This window comes from Bacillus sp. FSL L8-0358 (genome assembly GCF_038593095.1).
Taxonomy (GTDB): Bacteria; Bacillota; Bacilli; order Bacillales; family Bacillaceae; genus Bacillus; species Bacillus subtilis.
On record NZ_CP151962.1, the window covers coordinates 959,547 to 978,903 of the forward strand.

General features: G+C 42.4%; 21 protein-coding genes and 1 pseudogene. 16 read left to right on the forward strand and 6 right to left on the reverse strand.

What is annotated here, in order from left to right; genetic code table 11:
* The 9 genes from NYE49_RS04965 to NYE49_RS05005 are packed head-to-tail and all read left to right on the forward strand — an operon-like array spanning position 1 to position 6,396.
* Positions 1–1,599, forward strand: a complete 1,599-nt coding sequence (locus NYE49_RS04965) for an MFS transporter (protein ID WP_003233429.1) — start codon at positions 1–3, stop codon at positions 1,597–1,599.
* 22 nt (positions 1,600–1,621) lie between these two features.
* A complete protein-coding gene (locus tag NYE49_RS04970; RefSeq protein ID WP_003233428.1) occupies positions 1,622–2,152 on the forward strand; it encodes an NAD(P)H-dependent oxidoreductase in 531 nt (176 codons plus the stop codon).
* 12 nt (positions 2,153–2,164) lie between these two features.
* On the forward strand, positions 2,165–2,539 hold the full coding sequence (locus NYE49_RS04975) for a hypothetical protein (protein WP_015383179.1): 375 nt from the start codon (positions 2,165–2,167) through the stop codon (positions 2,537–2,539).
* A complete protein-coding gene (locus tag NYE49_RS04980) occupies positions 2,539–2,694 on the forward strand; it encodes a hypothetical protein (protein WP_015383180.1) in 156 nt (51 codons plus the stop codon). The genes NYE49_RS04975 and NYE49_RS04980 overlap by 1 nt, the downstream gene beginning before the upstream one ends.
* A gap of 4 nt (positions 2,695–2,698) precedes the next feature.
* Positions 2,699–3,460: a hypothetical protein gene (locus NYE49_RS04985; protein ID WP_003245465.1), complete on the forward strand. Its 762-nt coding sequence runs from the start codon at positions 2,699–2,701 to the stop codon at positions 3,458–3,460.
* A gap of 2 nt (positions 3,461–3,462) precedes the next feature.
* Positions 3,463–3,828, forward strand: coding sequence for a GntR family transcriptional regulator (locus tag NYE49_RS04990; RefSeq protein ID WP_015252495.1), 366 nt, complete (start codon positions 3,463–3,465; stop codon positions 3,826–3,828).
* Position 3,829: 1 nt separating this feature from the next.
* Positions 3,830–4,528, forward strand: a complete 699-nt coding sequence (locus NYE49_RS04995) for an ABC transporter ATP-binding protein (RefSeq protein ID WP_174616654.1) — start codon at positions 3,830–3,832, stop codon at positions 4,526–4,528.
* A 16-nt stretch (positions 4,529–4,544) separates the two neighbouring features.
* Positions 4,545–5,462: an ABC transporter ATP-binding protein gene (locus tag NYE49_RS05000; protein ID WP_174616678.1), complete on the forward strand. Its 918-nt coding sequence runs from the start codon at positions 4,545–4,547 to the stop codon at positions 5,460–5,462.
* Positions 5,455–6,396, forward strand: a complete 942-nt coding sequence (locus NYE49_RS05005) for an ABC transporter permease (RefSeq protein ID WP_174616653.1) — start codon at positions 5,455–5,457, stop codon at positions 6,394–6,396. The genes NYE49_RS05000 and NYE49_RS05005 overlap by 8 nt, the downstream gene beginning before the upstream one ends.
* Before the next feature lie 91 nt (positions 6,397–6,487).
* Here NYE49_RS05005 and cspB read toward each other — a convergent pair whose 3' ends face one another.
* Complete coding sequence (cspB, locus tag NYE49_RS05010) at positions 6,488–6,691, reverse strand: cold shock-like protein CspB (protein WP_003224086.1); 204 nt, start codon at positions 6,689–6,691, stop codon at positions 6,488–6,490.
* Positions 6,692–7,125: 434 nt separating this feature from the next.
* Between cspB and NYE49_RS05015 the strand changes: the two genes are divergently transcribed.
* Entirely contained in the window at positions 7,126–7,956 is an 831-nt protein-coding gene (locus tag NYE49_RS05015) for a MetQ/NlpA family ABC transporter substrate-binding protein (RefSeq protein WP_015482994.1), read from the forward strand.
* 2 nt (positions 7,957–7,958) lie between these two features.
* On the opposite strand, the gene dgcK is transcribed toward NYE49_RS05015, so the two are convergent.
* Complete coding sequence (gene dgcK, locus NYE49_RS05020) at positions 7,959–9,038, reverse strand: diguanylate cyclase DgcK (RefSeq protein WP_015383186.1); 1,080 nt, start codon at positions 9,036–9,038, stop codon at positions 7,959–7,961.
* 172 nt (positions 9,039–9,210) lie between these two features.
* On the opposite strand from dgcK, the gene tcyP reads away from it, so the two are divergent.
* Together tcyP and NYE49_RS05030 are read left to right on the forward strand one after the other, a co-directional pair.
* Positions 9,211–10,602 (forward strand): L-cystine transporter TcyP, encoded by a 1,392-nt coding sequence (tcyP, locus tag NYE49_RS05025; RefSeq protein WP_003244685.1) that lies wholly within the window; start codon positions 9,211–9,213, stop codon positions 10,600–10,602.
* A 108-nt stretch (positions 10,603–10,710) separates the two neighbouring features.
* A pseudogene (locus NYE49_RS05030) lies at positions 10,711–10,821 on the forward strand (hypothetical protein); the annotation flags it as partial.
* Positions 10,822–10,901: 80 nt separating this feature from the next.
* Here the strand turns inward: NYE49_RS05030 and NYE49_RS05035 are convergent.
* From NYE49_RS05035 to NYE49_RS05045, 3 genes are all read right to left on the reverse strand, one after another.
* Positions 10,902–11,471, reverse strand: coding sequence for a DUF2812 domain-containing protein (locus NYE49_RS05035; RefSeq protein WP_047182332.1), 570 nt, complete (start codon positions 11,469–11,471; stop codon positions 10,902–10,904).
* Entirely contained in the window at positions 11,458–11,775 is a 318-nt protein-coding gene (locus tag NYE49_RS05040; RefSeq protein ID WP_047182333.1) for a helix-turn-helix transcriptional regulator, read from the reverse strand. The genes NYE49_RS05035 and NYE49_RS05040 overlap by 14 nt, the downstream gene beginning before the upstream one ends.
* 393 nt (positions 11,776–12,168) lie before the next feature.
* A complete protein-coding gene (locus NYE49_RS05045; RefSeq protein WP_047182334.1) occupies positions 12,169–12,615 on the reverse strand; it encodes a hypothetical protein in 447 nt (148 codons plus the stop codon).
* A 149-nt stretch (positions 12,616–12,764) separates the two neighbouring features.
* On the opposite strand from NYE49_RS05045, the gene NYE49_RS05050 reads away from it, so the two are divergent.
* Together NYE49_RS05050 and NYE49_RS05055 are read left to right on the forward strand one after the other, a co-directional pair.
* Positions 12,765–13,334, forward strand: coding sequence for a YhcN/YlaJ family sporulation lipoprotein (locus NYE49_RS05050; RefSeq protein ID WP_015383188.1), 570 nt, complete (start codon positions 12,765–12,767; stop codon positions 13,332–13,334).
* A 120-nt stretch (positions 13,335–13,454) separates the two neighbouring features.
* Entirely contained in the window at positions 13,455–14,423 is a 969-nt protein-coding gene (locus NYE49_RS05055) for a hypothetical protein (protein WP_047182335.1), read from the forward strand.
* On the opposite strand, the gene NYE49_RS05060 is transcribed toward NYE49_RS05055, so the two are convergent.
* Positions 14,355–15,008 carry a spore coat protein gene (locus tag NYE49_RS05060; protein ID WP_009966881.1) on the reverse strand — a complete coding sequence of 218 codons (654 nt, stop codon included), beginning with the start codon at positions 15,006–15,008 and terminating at the stop codon, positions 14,355–14,357. The two genes, NYE49_RS05055 and NYE49_RS05060, sit on opposite strands and share 69 nt — an antisense overlap.
* An 83-nt stretch (positions 15,009–15,091) precedes the next feature.
* Here NYE49_RS05060 and yhcR point away from each other — a divergent pair, with 83 nt between their 5' ends.
* Both yhcR and srtA read left to right on the forward strand, forming a co-directional pair.
* The gene (gene yhcR, locus NYE49_RS05065) at positions 15,092–18,748 is read left to right on the forward strand and encodes an endonuclease YhcR (protein ID WP_080344176.1); all 3,657 of its coding nucleotides are present in this window, start codon (positions 15,092–15,094) and stop codon (positions 18,746–18,748) included.
* Positions 18,745–19,341 (forward strand): sortase SrtA, encoded by a 597-nt coding sequence (gene srtA / locus NYE49_RS05070; RefSeq protein ID WP_047182337.1) that lies wholly within the window; start codon positions 18,745–18,747, stop codon positions 19,339–19,341. Before yhcR ends, srtA begins: the two co-directional genes overlap by 4 nt.
* Positions 19,342–19,357: the final 16 nt, after the last annotated feature.

Consider the following 19,357-nt stretch of genomic DNA (forward strand, 5'->3'; position numbering starts at 1 on the left):
ATGGCTACAGGCAAAGAAAAAAATGCAAAAAACCCTATGTCATTGCTGATTGTGCTAATGGCGGGTTTATTTTTGGCAATTCTAAACCAAACACTGCTTAATGTTGCAATGCCGCACTTAATGACTGAATTTGGCGTAAGTGCAACGACGATTCAGTGGCTGACAACAGGTTACATGCTTGTTAACGGTGTATTGATTCCGTTATCTGCTTTCCTGATTACACGATTTGGCCAGCGGAGTCTCTTTCTCGTCGCGATGTTTTGTTTTACGCTCGGTACGTTAGTCTGCGGTATCGCACCTAACTTCTCTACAATGCTGATCGGCCGTTTGATTCAGGCCGTGGGCGGAGGTATCTTGCAGCCGCTCGTTATGACAACCATTCTGTTAATTTTCCCGCCTGAAAGCAGGGGGAAAGGAATGGGGATTTTCGGGCTAGCGATGATGTTTGCTCCAGCGGTCGGCCCGACTCTTTCCGGGTGGATTATTGAGCATTATACATGGCGCATTATGTTTTACGGACTTGTGCCGATCGGCGCAATTGTTATCATTGTGGCTTTCTTCATCTTTAAAAATATGGTGGAGCCGCAAAAAATCAAACTCGATACTCTTGGCGCAATCCTCTCGATTGTCGGATTCGCCTCCTTATTATACGGAGTCAGTGAAGCCGGATCTGACGGCTGGACCGACCCGATTGTATTGTCTACAGTTATTATCGGAGCCATTGCAATTGTTGCTTTTGTTGTTCAGCAATTGCGCCATGATGATCCGATGCTTGATTTCAGAGTGTTTAAATATGACATTTTCTCACTCTCGAGTGTCATTAATATCATTATTACAGTGGCACTTTACACTGGTATGTTCCTTTTACCGATCTATCTGCAAAACCTGGTCGGCTTTACGGCGCTTCAATCCGGTCTGCTTCTGCTTCCAGGTGCGATCGTCATGCTGATCATGTCACCGATCTCAGGTATTTTGTTTGATAAATTCGGTCCGAGACCGCTTGCGATTATCGGGCTTCTCGTTACAGTGGTGACAACATATCAATATACGCAATTAACGATTGATACACCATATACACACATCATGCTGATCTACTCAATCCGTGCATTCGGTATGTCACTCTTAATGATGCCGGTTATGACAGCGGGTATGAACCAGCTTCCTGCCCGTCTGAACAGCCACGGTACGGCGATGAGCAACACGCTTCGCCAAATCAGCGGATCAATTGGTACAAGCTTAATTACGACGATTTATACAAACCGTACGACGTTCCATTATTCACAAATTGCAGATAAAACAAGCACGGCGGACCCGAACTTCCTCCATGCGTTCCAAAATGCAGTTTCGAATTTAATGGTGAATATGAATGTGTCTTATGATACGGCGAAAACATATGTGTACTCACATATTTATAAACACGCGTCACTCGATTCCAATGTCATGGGGATAAATGATGCCTTTATGTGGGCAACCTTATTCTGTGTAGCAGGTCTGATTTTAAGTATCTTCCTGCGTGACGTCAGAAAAGATAAATTGCGTAAGAAGAAAAAAGAGGAGCTTTCATTACTTCCTGCTCCAAAAGAAGCTAAGGAATCTTAATCTGTACAGGGAGGTTTCCTGAATGAAAATTTATGTAGTGTATGATAGTGAAGGCGAACATACTAAAGTGCTTGCAGAAGCAATCGCTGAAGGCGCGAGAGAAAACGACGCGGCTGAAGTGTTCATCGACCATGTAGATCAGGCTGATATCCGCAAGCTTAAAGATATGGATGCGATTATTTGGGGATGCCCAGGGCATTTCGGAACAATCAGCTCCGGTCTTAAAACTTGGATCGACAGACTCGGCTACTTGTGGGCTGAAGGCGAGCTGATCAACAAAGTCGGTGCTGTCTTCTGCACAACGGCAACAACACACGGCGGCTTGGAAATGACAATGCACAATTTAATCACGCCGATGTTCCACCAAGGCATGATTGTTGTCGGACTGCCTGGCAACGTGCCTGAAAACGCACTTTATGGCTCTTATTACGGAGCAGGTGTCACTTGTCCGGTAGACAGTGATGAGTTAATGTCTGAGGAAGGTATTCAGCTTGGACGCGCGTTGGGAAGACGTGTCAGCCAAGTCACAGGAAACCTAACAGCAGGACAGTAAGGAGAGGTTGAAATGGCCATTATTATAGCAATAATTGCTGCTGTCATTGTCATTGCGGCCCTTATTACATTTAACGTCCGCAACGCCTCACCTGGACCTGAGAAGCAAGAAGCAACCGATAGAATCGCACCTCCAGAAGAGGAAAAAAACGAAGCGCATTACCCTGCTGAAGCAAGGGCTGCCGAGCATACGCCATCCGTTGTCAAAAACGATTCTCCAAAAGAGAAGCGTGACACAATGGGTGATGATATTTACAGGCAGGCGCTGCAAAAGTTTAAGCATTCTGATGAAGCTCATGCAGAAGAAGAGGTCACTGAGGAAAGTGACAAAATGCAGGACCGCAGCTATCGTGATGCGCTGCTCTCTATGAAAAATAAGAAAAAGTAATGAAAAAGGCAAATCCGTTTACTCATGCGGGTTTGCCTTTTTTGCTGTTTCCATCAATTATGTTTTTATCAAATAAATCCATGGAATATGTTGTATTCCATCTTGATCTAGTGTACTATGTTACTCATACACCGAGGGTTTTTTCCGGGAGGTAAAGACATGAATTCTTTTTTAGGTTTATTAAAGAAAGATATCAAGCTTTCAAGAATGTGGCTGCTAGTATGGATATGCGGAATCATTTTCTTATTGGGAACAGGCCATATTATAGCTTCACGCACGAAAGAACCTCTAGTCATTTTTGGTTTTTTTGTTGCAGTTGCTTTTTTTCTGCTTTTCTTATCTCCTGTTTTTGTGTTTTATCACCTTCGCAAGGAAGGGAAATCACAGCTTTGGCTGTACAATCCAAATGGCGGCTTATGGCTGTTTTCTTCTAAATTGGCAGCATCTTTGCTCTATCAATTTGTGATTCAGTTGGCATTAACAGCCTATGGCATATGGATGTATCATATGCTCTCTGTAAAAAATCTGCTGGAGCATCAAGTTGATATAACGAGTACAGTGGCTTTGCTGAATATGTATGGGCTTATTTCTTCGTTAGATATGTCAGTAACAGTCATTGTGTTTTGGACTGTTTTTCACTCTCTCAGAAATTGGCGCGGAATGCGGTGGGCTGCGATGGTTCTGTTGGTCGCAATGTGGTTATTCTTCGATGAATACATCATAAGCCCTTTGGTTGAATCTCAAAAGCATTTCTGGCCTGTAACAGTCTATTGCAATTTTGATTTCCACTTCCACAATGTTTGGAGATTGGAATTAAAACCTATCCATCTGTCTGTGCTAGGGTTTCCTATTGCTATAGTCATCACGTTCTTGCTGCTCATTATGGCTTCAAAACTGCTTGATCGTAAAGTAGAGGTGTAAATATGGACAATCAATTCCAATCCTCGAAACCGATTTATCTGCAGATCGCTGATCAGATCTTTTATAGGCTGGTCAGGAAGGAGCTGCTCCCAGGAGACAAGCTTCCTTCAGTAAGAGAAATGGCGATTCAAACTAAGGTAAATCCCAATACAATTCAAAGAACTTACAGTGAGATGGAAAGGCTGGGTATTGTGGAGACAAGAAGAGGTCAAGGGACGTTTATTGCGGAAAAAGCAGAAATCGTAGACGAGCTGAAAGACAAGCTGACACGAGAGGTGCTGGAAGGCTTTGTCAAGCAAATGAAAGAGCTGGGGCTAACGAAAGAGGAAATGGTAGAAGGGATTAAAACATTCACAGAGGGAGGCTAAAATGGAAATCAAGCTAGAACATGTATCAAAAAAATACGGCCGCCATACGGCCGTCAATGATGTGTCAATCACCCTATCATCCGGACGGATTTATGGCCTGATCGGACCGAACGGCAGCGGCAAGTCAACGACCCTGAAAATGATGGCTGGCCTTCTGTTTCCGACTTCAGGATTTGTGAAAGTTGATGAAGAGCAGGTTACGAGAGAAATGGTGCGTCAAACGGCTTATCTTACTGAGCTTGATATGTTTTATCCGCATTTCACTGTTAAAGATATGGTGAATTTTTATCAGTCGCAGTTTACTGATTTTCAAACAGAACAGGCTTATAAGCTATTGAATGAGATGCAGCTGAATCCGGAAAAAAAGATCAAAAAGCTATCAAAAGGAAATCGGGGCCGGCTGAAAATCGTTCTTGCTTTAGCGAGACGGGCAGACGTCATCTTGCTTGATGAACCTTTTTCCGGGCTTGATCCGATGGTCAGGGATTCCATCGTAAACAGCCTTGTGTCGTACATTGATTTTGAGCAGCAGATTGTCGTGATTGCGACACATGAAATTGATGAAATTGAGACTTTGTTAGACGAAGTAATCATCCTCGCCAATGGAGAAAAAGTTGCGCAGCGTGAAGTAGAAGATATTCGTGAACAGGAAGGCATGTCTGTTTTGCAATGGTTTAAATCAAAAATAGAAGTTTGCTAGAAAGAGGAGGAATATGATGAAAACAGTGTTGGAATTGAAAAACGTGACTAAAAACATCAGAGGCCGAACGATCATTGATGATCTCAGTTTTACGATTCGTGAAGGCGAGGTATTCGGTTTTTTGGGACCAAACGGAGCGGGGAAAACGACAACCATCCGGATGATGGTGGGGTTAATGAAGCTGTCGAAAGGTGATGTCCTCATTTGCGGCCAATCAATTACGAAAGAATATGCCAAGGCGATTAAGCATATTGGAGCGATCGTTGAGAATCCCGAGCTGTATAAATTTTTGAGCGGATATAAAAACCTCCAGCAATACGCAAGGATGGTCAAGGGTGTCACGAAGGAAAAAATTGATGAAGTTGTTGAACTGGTCGGTTTAACAGACAGAATCCACGACAAGGTGAAAACATATTCTCTGGGGATGAGACAGCGTCTTGGCTTGGCACAATGCCTTCTGCACGATCCGAAAGTGCTAATTTTGGATGAACCGACAAACGGCCTTGATCCGGCGGGGATCAGAGAAATCAGGGATCATTTAAAGAAGCTGACCCGAGAAAGAGGAATGGCTGTCATCGTTTCAAGCCACCTGCTGTCAGAGATGGAACTGATGTGTGATCGAATTGCGATTCTGCAAAAAGGAAAGCTGATCGATATTCAAAATGTAAAAGATGAAAACATTGATGAGAACGATACATATTTCTTCCAGGTTGAGCAGCCGAATGAAGCCGCTATTGTTTTAAATCAGTACGATTTGGTGAGTAAGACAAATGGTGTAGAAATCAAACTGGTTAAAGAGGAAGTCCCTGCGGTTATTGAATTGCTGGTGATGCAGCAAATCCGTATTTATGAGGTCAAGGTCATAACAAAATCATTAGAGGACCGTTTCTTAGAAATGACAGGTGAAACAAAAGAGGAGGTTCAGCATGCTTAATTTGATTTATAATGAGTGGCTCAAAATTTTCAGCCGTGCCGGAACATGGGTGATGATCGGAATTCTGGGGCTGACAATGGTTGGATTTGCATTTTTGGCGAATCATTTTTCTGCTGGTGAATCAAATTCTCATTGGAAACAAGAACTTCAAGCACAAAACGCCGAATTAAAGAAAGAAATCAAAGAAGATCCTTCACTGAAAGATGGATATAAAGAAACAATCACACTCAACAACTATCGCATAGAGCATAATATCCCTAGTGACACAGGCTATACGGCATGGTCTTTTGTAACGGATTCAGCAGGTTTTACCATCCTTACCGGACTGTTTACCATTATCATCGCAGCCGGAATTGTCGCGAACGAATTTAATTGGGGAACGATTAAGCTATTAATGATTCGGCCGCTCAGCCGTTTTCAGATTTTGCTGTCCAAATATATTACGGTTCTCCTGTTTGGGCTCCTATTGCTGTTGATTTTATTTATCGGTTCTACTTTATTAGGGTTGATCTTCTTCGGGACGGGTGGTGAAACCGCCGCGAATATTCATTTAATCTATAAGGATGGCCATGTCATTGAGCAAAACATGATGGGGCATTTGGCCACAACGTATCTTTCTGAATCCGTCTCGGCTTTAATGGTGGCGACGATGGCGTTTATGCTGTCTGCGGTATTCAGAAACAGCTCTCTTGCGGTTGGTTTTTCCATCTTCTTGTTGGTTGCCGGTACGACTGCAACTGCATTTATTGCAGCGAAATTTGACTGGGCAAAGTATATATTGTTTGCTAATGTCGACTTGACTCAGTATGTGGATGGCACACCGTTAATAAAAGGGATGACTATGACGTTTTCTATCGTCATGCTGGCGATCTACTTTATCATCTTCCTGTTGCTTGCTTTCGGAATCTTCATGAAGCGGGATATTGCAAACTAATAAAGAAAGCTGTTTTGCTTATGCAAAACAGCTTTTTTGTCAAAATAAAAACTGCAGGTTTGCACCTGCAGTTTTTCATATCAATTTATGCTTACGCTTCTTTAGTAACGTTAGCAGCTTGTGGTCCGCGGTTTCCTTCAACGATTTCAAAAGAAACAGCTTGGCCTTCTTCTAAAGTTTTGAAGCCTTCGCCTTGAATAGCAGAGAAATGAACGAATACATCGTCTTGACCTTCTACTTCGATGAATCCGAAACCTTTTTCAGAGTTGAACCATTTTACTTTACCTTCTAACATGAAATTTCCTCCTAAAGCGATCATAACGCTTAAATTCACTATTCTTGCTCTTAACAAACTTTCAAGACGAAAACTCTTACAAAACTTTCTTCTTAAAGATAGTTCGAACAAAAATAATTACCTTTACTCTACCAGTAATCTTCAGAAAAAACAACTGCTTATTGAAACTTTTTTCGGAAAATACCATATTTATTTTTCAATTTGATATTTATTTGCGGAAATTCATCTGCTTTCTCGATATGTGATCATACGTTTGCCTTAGTATTCTTCATTTTGGGAAGATAGGTAATAGGAATTGACAACCTTATTGGATATGAGTAAGGTAAAAGTTAATCAATATTACAAATGACAACGTTTATCAACTAAGAGAGCGTATGATTTTTATGTCTGATATTGCTTGCATGCTCTAATACATAGATAGGAGTATGGTCACAATGAAAAAGTGGCTTATATGCAGTTTCGCCCTTGTTCTTCTCGTTTCATTTACTGCATGTTCACCGTCTGCAGAACATGAATCGATAAAAATCGGGATTGCTGAGTCTGACGGGGCAATATGGAACTATATTGCTCAAAAGGCTGAAGAGGCTGGGCTGGATATTCAACTGATCCCTTTTTCTGATTATGCGGAGTCTGATATCGCACTTGCTAACAAAGAAATTGATGCCAACGCCTTTCAAACCATTTCATATTTTCAGTCGTTCACTCAAAAATACAAACTTAATTTGGCACCGCTCGGGACGACATACATAACGCCCGTGGGCATTTATTCAAAACGATATGACCGAATCCGAGATATACCGCGGGGAGCTGTCGTTTCTGTTCCGGATAAAGCGTTCGATTTTGGCAGGGCGCTTACGGTGCTCCAGGAAGCGGGTTTGCTAACGCTGAAAAACGGATTTAACGGAACAGGTTCAGTTGATATGATTAAAGATAATCCGAGACACCTGAAATTAAAAGCTGTCCGGCAACAGGATGCAGTGAGCGGTGCCGACGTGTTTGTCATGAAACCATCAGAAGCAAAAAAAGCGGGCCTGAACCCGAAAAAGCATACGCTAAAGAGCGGCGGACTCATGTCTGAGGAAGAGATGAATTTGATTGTTGTCAGAGCGGAGGATCAAGATCGGGAAGCGCTGCAAACCATTCTTGAGCTTTATCAAGCTGATGATACAGCGGCATTTATAGAAAAAGAATATCAGGGAGATCTTGTTCCCGCTTTTCTGCCTTTGAAACGTCTTTCAGATTGGAAGAATGAATTCGTACATTGAATTCATTCTTTTTTTTCTGAAAAACACACTCTGTTCCGTCCCGTTTCTTTCGCTTTGTAAAGCATTTGATCGGCAAGAATGGGCAAGGATCCTGGCTGTTCCGTATTATTGGGGTAATGAGCGGCCCCTAGTGATATCGTAACTGAAAGCTCTTCGCCGTTTGTTAATACAATCGGTGCATCACTTACAGTGCTCCTGATCCGTTCAGCGATCCGGGCTGCTTTATCAAGAGAACAGTTCGGCAGGAGCACGGCAAATTCTTCACCGCCGATCCGAGCGGCAGGATCAGTATTTCGGATGCTCTGCTTCAGACGTAACCCCAGCTCTTTGAGCACCTGATCTCCTTCATGATGGCCATATTGGTCATTGATGGTCTTAAAATGATCGATATCCATATAAATCAGTGCAAATTGAAAATGCGGGGTATCGGCCGCCTGCTGATACAGAGCTTTTGTGGTTTCTTCAAACTTTCTTCGGTTATACACGCCTGTTAAAAAGTCAAAGTGCGCCTGAAACTTATATTGTTTAAAAAGAAGATGTGCATTTGTTTCATGATCAATAATATATAAACTGAGCATGCCGCCCGCTATTGATATGATCCAAAAATACAAATGAAGTTCGTATGAATGTAAATCTATAAGAAAATAAAAGGAAAAGGAGATCAAGCTATTTGTGATGATTAAAAGATAGAAAGCATGTTTTAGTTGAACTTTTTTTCTTCTAGAAACAATGAGTGACGGAATGGCAGCGATACAAATGATAATAACCGAGTATAGTGCAGATGTGTTCATCGTAATCAGCAAGCGGCCTGCAGTGATCATGGCCAGAGCCGTTGCCGTTGAAACCCAGCCTCCATAAAGAGCGGCAATCATAATAGGGATATTTCGAAGATCAATAATTGAATGCTGATAGGTAAATCCAAAAACCATCAGAATAACCCCGAGCAAACCGCAGGCCAGTCCTTTAACAGCTTGAAAAGATATGCTGTCTTTTTTATGTACTAGCCTTTCTTTAAACAGGTGGGTGAAGAGATAATTAAATGTGATTAAAATGGTCAAATTTACAAACAGTTCTTTCAGCAAATATTATCACCCTTATATAAGGTACTAAAGATGGAAGGGAAAGAAAAGAACAAAAAAGGCATTATATAAGGTTTTTTTACTTGAATTGATAAGTTGAAATAATTCGCACTTGACCCATCGGAATTAGTGTAATATAGTAAATGAGAAAATTTGAAGGGAGAGTTTACCTGCTTTGGAGACTTTACTGGTTGTATTACATGTATTTATTTTATTTTTACTTATCTTAGGGCTCTTTGTTATGCAGAAAAAACATGTTTCCTTCTCTAAACGTGTATTTACTGCGCTGGGGCTGGGGATTGTATTCGGATTTGCGCTTCAGCTGATTTACGGCCCGACTTCAAATATAGTCATTCAAACAGCCGACTGGTTTAATATTGCCGGGGGCGGATATGTCAAATTGCTTCAGATGGTTGTCATGCCGCTCGTCTTTATTTCGATTCTCGGTGCATTTACAAAGCTGAAGCTGACAAAAAATCTTGGGAAAATCAGCGGTTTGATTATCGGGATTTTAGTAGCAACAACAGCAGTTGCTGCAGCTGTCGGTATCGCGTCCGCGCTTTCATTTGATCTGCAGGCGATTCAGGTTGACCAAGGAAGTACAGAGCTTTCACGGGGACAGGAGCTTCAGCAGAAATCAGAGGATATGACAGCGAAAACGCTGCCGCAGCAGATTGTTGAACTGCTGCCTGGAAACCCGTTTTTAGATTTTACGGGAGCTAGACCGACTTCAACGATCGCTGTCGTTATTTTTGCCGCTTTTCTTGGAGTGGCATTCCTCGGCGTAAAACACAAACAGCCGGAACAGGCAGAAACATTTAAAAAATTGGTTGATGCCGTTTATGCCATTGTCATGCGTGTTGTCACACTCATTTTGAGACTGACGCCTTATGGGGTGCTGGCCATCATGACAAAAACAATTGCAACGAGTGATCTTGACAGTATTCTAAAACTGGGCATGTTCGTGATTGCTTCATATGCCGCGTTAATCACTATGTTTATCATTCATTTGCTGCTGCTGACGTTCAGCGGCTTGAATCCGGTGATTTATTTGAAAAAAGCGGTGCCTGTACTTGTATTTGCATTTACGTCAAGGTCTAGCGCAGGTGCTTTACCGCTGAATATTAAAACACAGAGAAGCATGGGTGTACCGGAGGGAATCGCAAACTTTGCCGGTTCGTTCGGTCTTTCGATCGGCCAAAATGGATGTGCCGGCATTTATCCTGCGATGCTGGCGATGATGATTGCTCCGACTGTCGGCCAAAATCCATTTGACCCGGTGTTTATTATCACTGTTATCGCAGTCGTTGCCATCAGCTCCTTCGGTGTTGCCGGAGTCGGCGGCGGAGCGACATTCGCGGCGCTTCTTGTTTTATCATCATTAAACATGCCTGTCGCGCTCGCCGGTTTATTAATCTCAATTGAACCGTTAATCGACATGGGGCGTACTGCTTTGAATGTCAGCGGAAGCATGACATCCGGTCTTATTACAAGTAAGGTCACAAAGGAAATTGATCAAGGGGCATTTCATGATCAATCCAGAGTGATTGAAGCTGAAGAAGCGTAACATATGAAAACGTGTAATCCGACAGGGGATTACACGTTAATAAGACCCATGGACCTTGTAATATAAAGGTTTCATGGGTTTCTTTTTCTTATTTTTTTGGGAAGATCAGCCGGCATTGCTGATCAATGGATTGATTTAATTGAAATGAAAATTGCTTTTTTAACGAGTATTCATGGTATCTTGGAAGACGCTAACTTATCTGAGGCACACATAAAAGATTCCTGCTAGAAGATGAGTATCCAAATCAAATTCAATCGTGCTTCATTGAATTAAAAAAGTTCATAATGAACCTCTTCGCATTATTTTCCTATTAACATTGAATACTTTCGATACACTTTATAGAAACTGGTGGCAAAGAAAACAACCATAAGGGCGGGAAGCGACCTCAAAAGAGCAAATGGAGTTTCAAATAAAAATGCTTTCCAAAACCATTCACCTTTCATACTCCAAAGACCTTCAGTTAAATATAAACCTGAATCCTTATAGATCATATAAGAAAAAAACAAACACATGAAACCTAAACCAGAAGAATAATTCATCAATCTTTTATAATAATTACTCTTTGATTGGCGATCCGAGAAGATTTCATTTTGACCATCATCTTCTTTTTGCCAATATCGAATTCCACTAAGCCAGGGGCCATTTATATAAATCCAACCGAAGTCTTCATATATCCCTTTGTAATCTTTGAACTTTTTCTTTGGTAAAATATCTTGGTAATCCAGTCGGATCACATATCTCTTGTCGGTTTTTTCGAAAGTGTATATTCCTAATCCACTAATATTTGTACAACGATAGCCTTTCTGTAATTGCTCGTTCAGCCATTGTTCCTCTTTTTCAATATCAAAAAACATCTTAAATTTCTTCATTCGATTCACTTCCTTCGTACAAGGATAAAATATGCAATAACCTGTTTTGTTCCATTTTTAAAATGGCGCTTCCTTCTTCAGTTATCATGTAAACTTTTCTCCGGCCTGACTCTCCAACAGGTTCAATCCAACCATGCTTATTCAAGTTTTCAATTGCACCGTATAATGTACCCGCTGCTAAAATAACAGTACCCTTACTTATCTTTTCTATCTTCTGCATTACGGCATAGCCATGGAGCGGCTCACGGAGAGCTAATAAAATATAATGCATGGTTTCAGACAACGGTAATAATTTGTGTTTCATATCTGCACCCTCTATTCAGTTTGACTATATAGTTCAACTTAATAATAATGTAATACAGTTCAACTGAATAGTCAACAGTATTTTCCAACGCTCGAGAAAATTCTAAATGTTGAGTGTTGAAGCAAGAAACAAAATGAATAGTGTTCTGTCCTTTTCAGCTTGATGAGGGAGCTAATAATGAATCGATAAAGATTGCTTCGGATAGAGTGGCAGCATAAACAAAAAAATCCTTCAAACGTTCTCATTGAACGAAAGAAGGATTTTTTTAGCTCATCAATTGCACTCCAAAACAGGCGGGGAAATATAGAAAATTTAAAAGGGAAAAACCACCTTAAAGGGCAATATAATTAACTATTTGAGCCCTTATGCAATCCAACAGGATTACACGTTTTTTTAACGGCCGGGTTCTAAGTCCTCCAGCATTTCCATCATCGTGTTGTCGTCCATGACATTCATTGCGCTTTGTTCAAAATGAATGGGTTCAGCATAATGCGGCTGTCTTTTTTTCGCGGCTGTCTCAGTTTGCCTAGTTTGAGACTGTGTATGCTGATTCTGTGGTTGCTGCAGTCCTGCGTGCTGGTGCTGACGGCCATTTTGCCGCTGGCTTTGATGTTGCGAACGGTCTTGGTTATCACCGCTGCCGCCGCCAAATGCTTGTTTGACCATGTTTCCTACATTAGAAGCATCAAACGTGCTATTTTCTGAATTTCGTCTGTTCATTTGTCCTGTGATAAACCCGCTGATTCTTTGGCGGATCTGAGGTGATAATGCAGCAATAAGCATAGTTGATCCTATGATCAATGCTGCGGGGCTGATTCCTCTTCGCTGGTTGAACAACATGATCCCTCCTTTGCAGTGTATTCATATTTTCCCCCTCGTTAGACAAATTAACCGTTATATTTCCCGGGAAAGCATTTCCTCCAGATTTGCATGCATAATTAAAGCCAGTTAGAAAAACCTATAAGTAAAGTGATAAAGGAGGAATTCACATGTTTGGAAAAAAACAAGTCCTTGCGTCTATGCTTCTTATCCCTTTGCTTATGACTGGCTGCGGTGTGGCCGACCAAGGTGAGGGCAGACGTGATAATAATGATGTAAGAAACGTAAATTATCGAAATCCGGCCAATGACGATATGCGCAATGTAAACAATCGGGATAACGTTGACAACAATGTTAATGATAATGTCAATAACAATCGTGTAAATGACGATAATAACAACGACCGAAAACTTGAGGTTGCTGATGAAGCAGCTGATAAAGTAACAGACCTAAAAGAAGTAAAGCATGCCGATATCATTGTGGCTGGAAATCAAGCCTACGTTGCAGTCGTTTTAACCAATGGAAATAAAGGTGCAGTAGAAGACAATTTGAAGAAAAAAATAGCCAAAAAGGTAAGATCTACTGACAAAAACATTGATAATGTTTACGTTTCAGCTAACCCTGATTTTGTAGAGCGTATGCAAGGATATGGAAAGCGTATTCAAAATGGTGACCCAATCGCCGGATTATTTGATGAATTTACACAAACTGTACAGCGCGTATTCCCTAACGCTGAATAAATGAAAAAAGCCGCACAAATTGTGCGGCTTTTTCTTTGCGTTAATGACACACTGCGAACTCAGGCTGCATAGAGTAAAAATAAAAAGGTACAAGACGGACCGGCTCAGGGAGGGAGACGTTTGCGGGATGGCATAGGAAAGCGTGCGGCATCCGCTCTATTCCTGTGCGGAGTCCTTGTGATGCTGGCTGTAAGCTCAGCCATCGTATCAAGCGCGATGTATATCCTGTCTTTTCCAGGTCAGGCATCTGGAATAACAAAAGAACAAGTGACGAAGCACATGAAGAAAGAGTCATTCAAACAGGCCGATATTTATTACACTTCTAAGGAAAAGTCCTTACTGCCATTGACGAAAGAAACGCTTGAATATGCGGTCAGTATTAATCAGATTATGATTGGATATTCGAATCAAAAGCCTATTGACATTATTTTTTTTCCTAATGAAAAACAGATGGAGGCTTACTCCGGTTTATTGGATGTAGTTGGTTTTTATTCTGAACGGGAGCAGCTGATCGGATTGTTGCCTGAAGAGAAAAAGAAACTGTTAGAAGGGGACGAGGTAGCGGTTTATTTGTACCAGAGATTGTTGATTCATGAATACTCGCACCATGCATTTCACCAGAAATTGAAGGAGCTTGAGACGGATCCCGATGAGTTTCCGTTATGGTTTCATGAAGGGTTAAGCGAGTGGATTGCGAACTATGAATTGCTCATAGATCCGATCACGTTTTCTGTCGTGCCCTTTGACCGTTTGCAGACTGATCGAGACTGGCAGGAAGCCAGAGCCGAATATAACACTGATGTCTATTTGCAAAGCTTTTATATGATCGATGAGCTGACGGACAAATACGGGAAAGACGTTATTTCAGAAATGATTAAGGAAACAGCAAAAAAAGGGGACTTTGAAAAAGGGTTTAAATCAGCAACAAAGGAAAGTCTTGATCAATTTGAAAAAGATTTTAAGAAAAAATTTGAAAAAAACAGTGCGGCATTGGATAGTATCTATCCAATGCCTTTGTTATTAGTGAAGTCCTTGCTGGCCCATTCCGCCTTGTGTCGGAGGCATTTGTCCTTGGGCAGGGGCGAATGAATTTCTCAGCTGTTCCATATCCTGCGCATCAAGCTGAGGAACCTGGTAATAGCCGTGTTTGTTTTGGTATAGGAAAATTTCAAATGCCATTTCAACATACTCCTGAATTTGCGCAGACAGTACGCGTCTTACGGCCGGATTTGTCATTTCCAGAGAAGCCATCGTCAGCATAGAAGCTTGTGCTTTAATCGCGCAAAGCATTTGTCGGCTGATGATGCTGTCATCAATATCATTCATGGATTGAACAGGTTTTTTAGGCTGTGACGGCTGCATGCCGTAAACAGTCTGGTTGTCTTCCTTCATCATATAAGTTGCTGTTTTTTGTGAAGGTTCGCTTCCTGTTTTGAAGCATTCTGCAGTTATATTGTATTGAGATGTGATGAATTGATGTTGACGATCAAGGATGTTTAATAATTCTTGATCCTTACAGAATTGTCTTAGCATCATAAACTGATCTAGCACAGTAAGTGTTCCGGAAAGCACCTCATGCATATCAAACATTTCATGTCCGCCGTGGTTTTTATGCGGTTTGCCAGGAATACCTTTGTTCATTTGGGATTGCTGCTGCTGATTGAACTGATCCAAACCGAATTCCTCCTTTTTTTTTCAGATCAGCTGTATTTTGTGTCAGTCTGCCGTGTATTATGCAGAAGCCTGAAAGGAATTATATGCTGTCTGTCGAAATGATAAGCAGACAAAATCGTTGTCATTATGTGTATATTAAGGGAGGAAATATGATGAGGCGTATTCTGCATATTGTGTTGATCACGGCATTGATGTTCTTAAATGTAATGTACACGTTCGAAGCTGTAAAGGCAGCTGAACCGCAACAGCCTATATCGATTGAGAAGGCAATACAGCAAAAAGAAGGACAGGCGCTTGTCGAAGGATATGCAGTCGGCCAGGCTGTTTCCCCGCAGCATTATAAGCTGACAAGCCCTTTTTCAAATGATTATAATGTCGCGCTGGCAGACCGTAAAAACGAGACATCGCCCGAACGCATCCTTCCTGTGCAAATCCCCTCCGCTTTCAGAAGCCAATTTGGGCTGCAAACCAATCCGCTTCTTCTTGGGAAAAAGATAACGGTTCAAGGAAAGCTTGAAAATTACTTTAATGCGACAGGACTTAAAAACGTTCAGTCGATGAACGTAACCGATGACACGAAAACTCCGCCGGCTGAACAGCCAGTGACCATAAATGAAGCACGGGGAAGGCTGAATGAAGAAGTAACGATAAAAGGGATCATTACAGCTGATCAAAACGCAATCGGAGGCGGGAAGCTGTCGACCTTTTTGCAAGATGAAACCGGAGGCATTAACATTTATTCGCCATCCCCTGAACAATTTCCCGAATTAAAAGAGGGTATGGATGTCACGGTGACAGGGAAAATCACGTCTTACCAGGGGCTGAAAGAAATCGTTCCAAGCTCATCAGGCATCAAAATCAACCAGTCAAACCAATCCCTCCCCGCCCCCAAACACTTAACAATCAATGAACTCATTAACGGCAGCCTAGGTGATCAGTATGAAGGACGCCTTGTGAAACTAACCGCTTTTGTTTCCTCAATTCCAAGTTCTCCTGCCGGCGGCGGTTACAATGTAACAATGATTGATGACGACCATCATGCAATAACGCTCCGGGTTATGAATGAAACAGGGGTGATAGACGAGCTTGATGAGGGCAAATGGTATGACTTTACCGGTGTGTTAAGCAGGTACCAAACCTTTCAGCTGCTTCCGCGAAAATCGGCTGACCTGAAGCTGCTTGAAGAGCAGCCTGCACCTCCGTCTGCGGAGGGAGAATATGAAGGGATTGTTGACCGGGTAGTTGACGGCGATACCATTCATCTTAAATCTCCGGTGCTTGGAACAACAAAAATCCGGTTTGTAAATGTAGATACACCCGAAACATATCACACGCCAAAAAATGACGCAGATGAAAATCAATTAAGATTTGGCAAAAAAGCATCTGACTATCTAAAAACGGTTCTGTCCCCGGGTGATAAAATTACTGTCAAGGTCGGAAGTGAAGTCAAGGACAGCTATGGCAGATTGCTCGGACAAGTCATAACCGAATCAGGTTCAAACGTGAACTTAGAGCTTGTGAAAAATGGCTATGCTCCGACGTATTTTATTTGGCCGGTTGACAATGAAGAGGATTATCAGCAGTTTCAGGCCGCAGTAGCCACTGCAAAAAAAGGCCAAAAAGGAATCTGGAATGAAAACGATCCGCTCATGGAAATGCCGTTTGAATTCAGAGCCAGAGAGCAAGGGAAAGGCTTGACAAGATATGTAGGGGATTCGTCGAATCAAACATATGTCCAGCCAGCTGACTGGAAGAAGGTAGCTGTGGAAAACAGAATTTTCTTCGCTTCAGCAAGTGAAGCGGAGAGCGCGGGATATAAAAAAAGGCAAACGGCACCTCAAGAACATGTGCCGCTTAGAATTCTCAGCATGAATGATTTGCATGGCAAAATCGATCAGCAATATGAGCTTGATCTTGATGGAAATGGAACTGCAGACGGCACGTTTGGACGCATGGATTATGCCGCCGCATATTTAAAAGAAAAAAAGGCTGAAAAGAAAAACTCGCTGATTGTGCACGCTGGAGATATGATCGGCGGAAGCTCTCCAGTTTCCTCTCTTCTTCAGGATGAACCGACTGTAGAACTGATGGAGGACATCGGATTTGATGTCGGAACCGTGGGAAACCACGAATTTGATGAAGGCACGGATGAACTGCTGAGGATCTTAAATGGCGGTGATCATCCGAAAGGCACAAGCGGATATGATGGACAGAACTTTCCCCTTGTATGTGCCAATTGTAAAATGAAATCAACTGGAGAGCCCTTTTTGCCGGCTTATGACATCATAAATGTGGAGGGCGTACCCGTTGCTTTTATCGGGGTTGTCACACAGTCGGCAGCTGGCATGGTTATGCCTGAAGGAATAAAAAATATCGAGTTTACAGATGAAGCAACAGCGGTGAATAAGGCGGCCAAAGAGCTGAAGAAAAAAGGCGTGAAGGCCATCGCGGTTCTCGCACATATGTCAGCTGAACAAAACGGCAACGCCATTTCCGGTGAGTCTGCTGATCTTGCAAACAAAACAGATTCTGAAATTGACGTGATTTTTGCCGCGCATAATCATAAGGTTGTTAACGGTGAAGTGAATGGAAAACTGATTGTTCAAGCGTTTGAATATGGAAAAGCGATAGGTGTCGTTGATGTAGAGATCGATAAAACGACAAAAGACATTGTCAAAAAGTCCGCGGAAATCGTATATGTTGATCAAAGTAAAATCGAACCGGATGTCAGCGCGTCAGCCATTTTAAAGAAATACGAAACAATTGCGGAACCGATTATCAGCGAGGTAGTCGGCGAAGCCGCTGTTGATATGGAAGGGGGGTATTCAAATGCCGGCGATACACCTCTTGGAAACCTGATTGCGGATGGTATGAAAGCTGCCATGAAAACGGATTTTGCCCTTATGAATGGCGGCGGCATACGTGAAGCGCTGAAGAAGGGCCCGATTACGTGGGGAGATCTTTACAATATTCAGCCGTTTGGAAATGTGTTAACGAAGCTTGAGATTAAAGGAAAAGATTTAAGAGAGATTATCAATGCTCAAATCTCACCGGTTTTTGGGCCTGACTACAGCATCAGCGGGTTTACGTATACGTGGGATAAAGAAACCGGAAAAGCAGTTGATTTGAAAACTGCAGATGGCACCGAGATCCAGCCCGATGCCACATATACATTGACCGTCAACAACTTTATGGCGACGGCGACAGGAACCAAATATCAGCCAATCGGACTGCTGGGAAAAAATCCGGTGACAGGGCCTGAGGATTTGGAAGCGACAGTTGAGTACGTGAAGAGTTTTGATGAGCCAATTGCGTATACAAAAGAGGGAAGAATTAAGCTTGCTGAAGTCAGTGATATTGAAGACCCTGTAACAGAAGACCCGATTACGGAAGAGCCTGGAGATGATCCGGGGACGGAGGATCCGATTAAAGAGGATCCAAGGCCAGGTGAAGATTTGCCTGATATAAAAGAAACTCCGGGAACAGCACCGGTTCATCAGCTGCCGCCTTCAGCCATTTCGAGATTCAATGAAATACCAATCAACAACACAAAAACCGCTGATACTGCTAATAGCATCAGCACATTGCCGTTACAAACCGAGACTGCGGAAAGCGGGTCTGATCATCCGCTTCCGGATACGTCAGCGGGCTACTATAACTTTATGGTAATCGGTGCGGCGGTGACATTGTCAGGAACTTATCTATATGTCAGAAGAAAAAGGAGCGCCTCCAGAACGTGAAAAAAGTTATTCCACTATTCATCATTGCTGCCGGCCTAGTGATCGCAGGCTATGGAGGCTTTAAATTGATCGATACGAATATGAAAACGGAACAGACATTAAAAGAAGCAAAACTGGCGGCTGAAAAGCCGCAGGAACCTTTGGGGACGAAAAATAGCACAGATCAAGCAAAGAACAAAGCATCATTTAAGCCTGAGACCGGCCAAGCGAGCGGCATTTTGGAAATACCGAAAATCAAGGCAGAGCTTCCGATCGTGGAGGGCACCGATGCTGATGATTTAGAAAAAGGTGTCGGGCATTACAAGGACAGCTATTATCCTGATGAAAACGGACAAATTGTGCTGTCGGGGCATCGAGATACCGTGTTTCGCCGGACGGGAGAGCTGGAAAAGGGGGATCGGCTCCGCATTCTCCTGTCATATGGAGAATTCACATATGAAATTGTAAAAACAAAAATTGTCGATAAGGATGACACATCTATTATCACGCTCCAGCATGAAAAGGAAGAGCTGATTCTGACGACCTGTTATCCGTTTTCATACGTCGGAAATGCCCCGAAGCGCTATATTATATATGGAAAGCGAGTGACTTAAAAAGCCGAGGCAGTGC

Bases quoted from the DNA above. Each gene is read 5' to 3' on its own strand.
- NYE49_RS05015 (WP_015482994.1), top strand. From the start codon at position 7,126: ATGAAAAAGTGGCTTATATGCAGTTTCGCCCTTGTTCTTCTCGTTTCA.
- NYE49_RS05050 (WP_015383188.1), top strand. From the start codon at position 12,765: ATGTTTGGAAAAAAACAAGTCCTTGCGTCTATGCTTCTTATCCCTTTG.
- yhcR (WP_080344176.1), top strand. From the start codon at position 15,092: ATGCTGTCTGTCGAAATGATAAGCAGACAAAATCGTTGTCATTATGTG.
- NYE49_RS05040 (WP_047182333.1), bottom strand. From the start codon at position 11,775: ATGAAACACAAATTATTACCGTTGTCTGAAACCATGCATTATATTTTA.
- NYE49_RS05035 (WP_047182332.1), bottom strand. From the start codon at position 11,471: ATGAAGAAATTTAAGATGTTTTTTGATATTGAAAAAGAGGAACAATGG.
- NYE49_RS04970 (WP_003233428.1), top strand. From the start codon at position 1,622: ATGAAAATTTATGTAGTGTATGATAGTGAAGGCGAACATACTAAAGTG.
- NYE49_RS04990 (WP_015252495.1), top strand. From the start codon at position 3,463: ATGGACAATCAATTCCAATCCTCGAAACCGATTTATCTGCAGATCGCT.
- NYE49_RS04995 (WP_174616654.1), top strand. From the start codon at position 3,830: ATGGAAATCAAGCTAGAACATGTATCAAAAAAATACGGCCGCCATACG.
- NYE49_RS04965 (WP_003233429.1), top strand. From the start codon at position 1: ATGGCTACAGGCAAAGAAAAAAATGCAAAAAACCCTATGTCATTGCTG.
- cspB (WP_003224086.1), bottom strand. From the start codon at position 6,691: ATGTTAGAAGGTAAAGTAAAATGGTTCAACTCTGAAAAAGGTTTCGGA.
- NYE49_RS05000 (WP_174616678.1), top strand. From the start codon at position 4,545: ATGAAAACAGTGTTGGAATTGAAAAACGTGACTAAAAACATCAGAGGC.
- NYE49_RS04985 (WP_003245465.1), top strand. From the start codon at position 2,699: ATGAATTCTTTTTTAGGTTTATTAAAGAAAGATATCAAGCTTTCAAGA.
- NYE49_RS05045 (WP_047182334.1), bottom strand. From the start codon at position 12,615: ATGTTGTTCAACCAGCGAAGAGGAATCAGCCCCGCAGCATTGATCATA.
- NYE49_RS04980 (WP_015383180.1), top strand. From the start codon at position 2,539: ATGAAAAAGGCAAATCCGTTTACTCATGCGGGTTTGCCTTTTTTGCTG.
- NYE49_RS04975 (WP_015383179.1), top strand. From the start codon at position 2,165: ATGGCCATTATTATAGCAATAATTGCTGCTGTCATTGTCATTGCGGCC.
- NYE49_RS05005 (WP_174616653.1), top strand. From the start codon at position 5,455: ATGCTTAATTTGATTTATAATGAGTGGCTCAAAATTTTCAGCCGTGCC.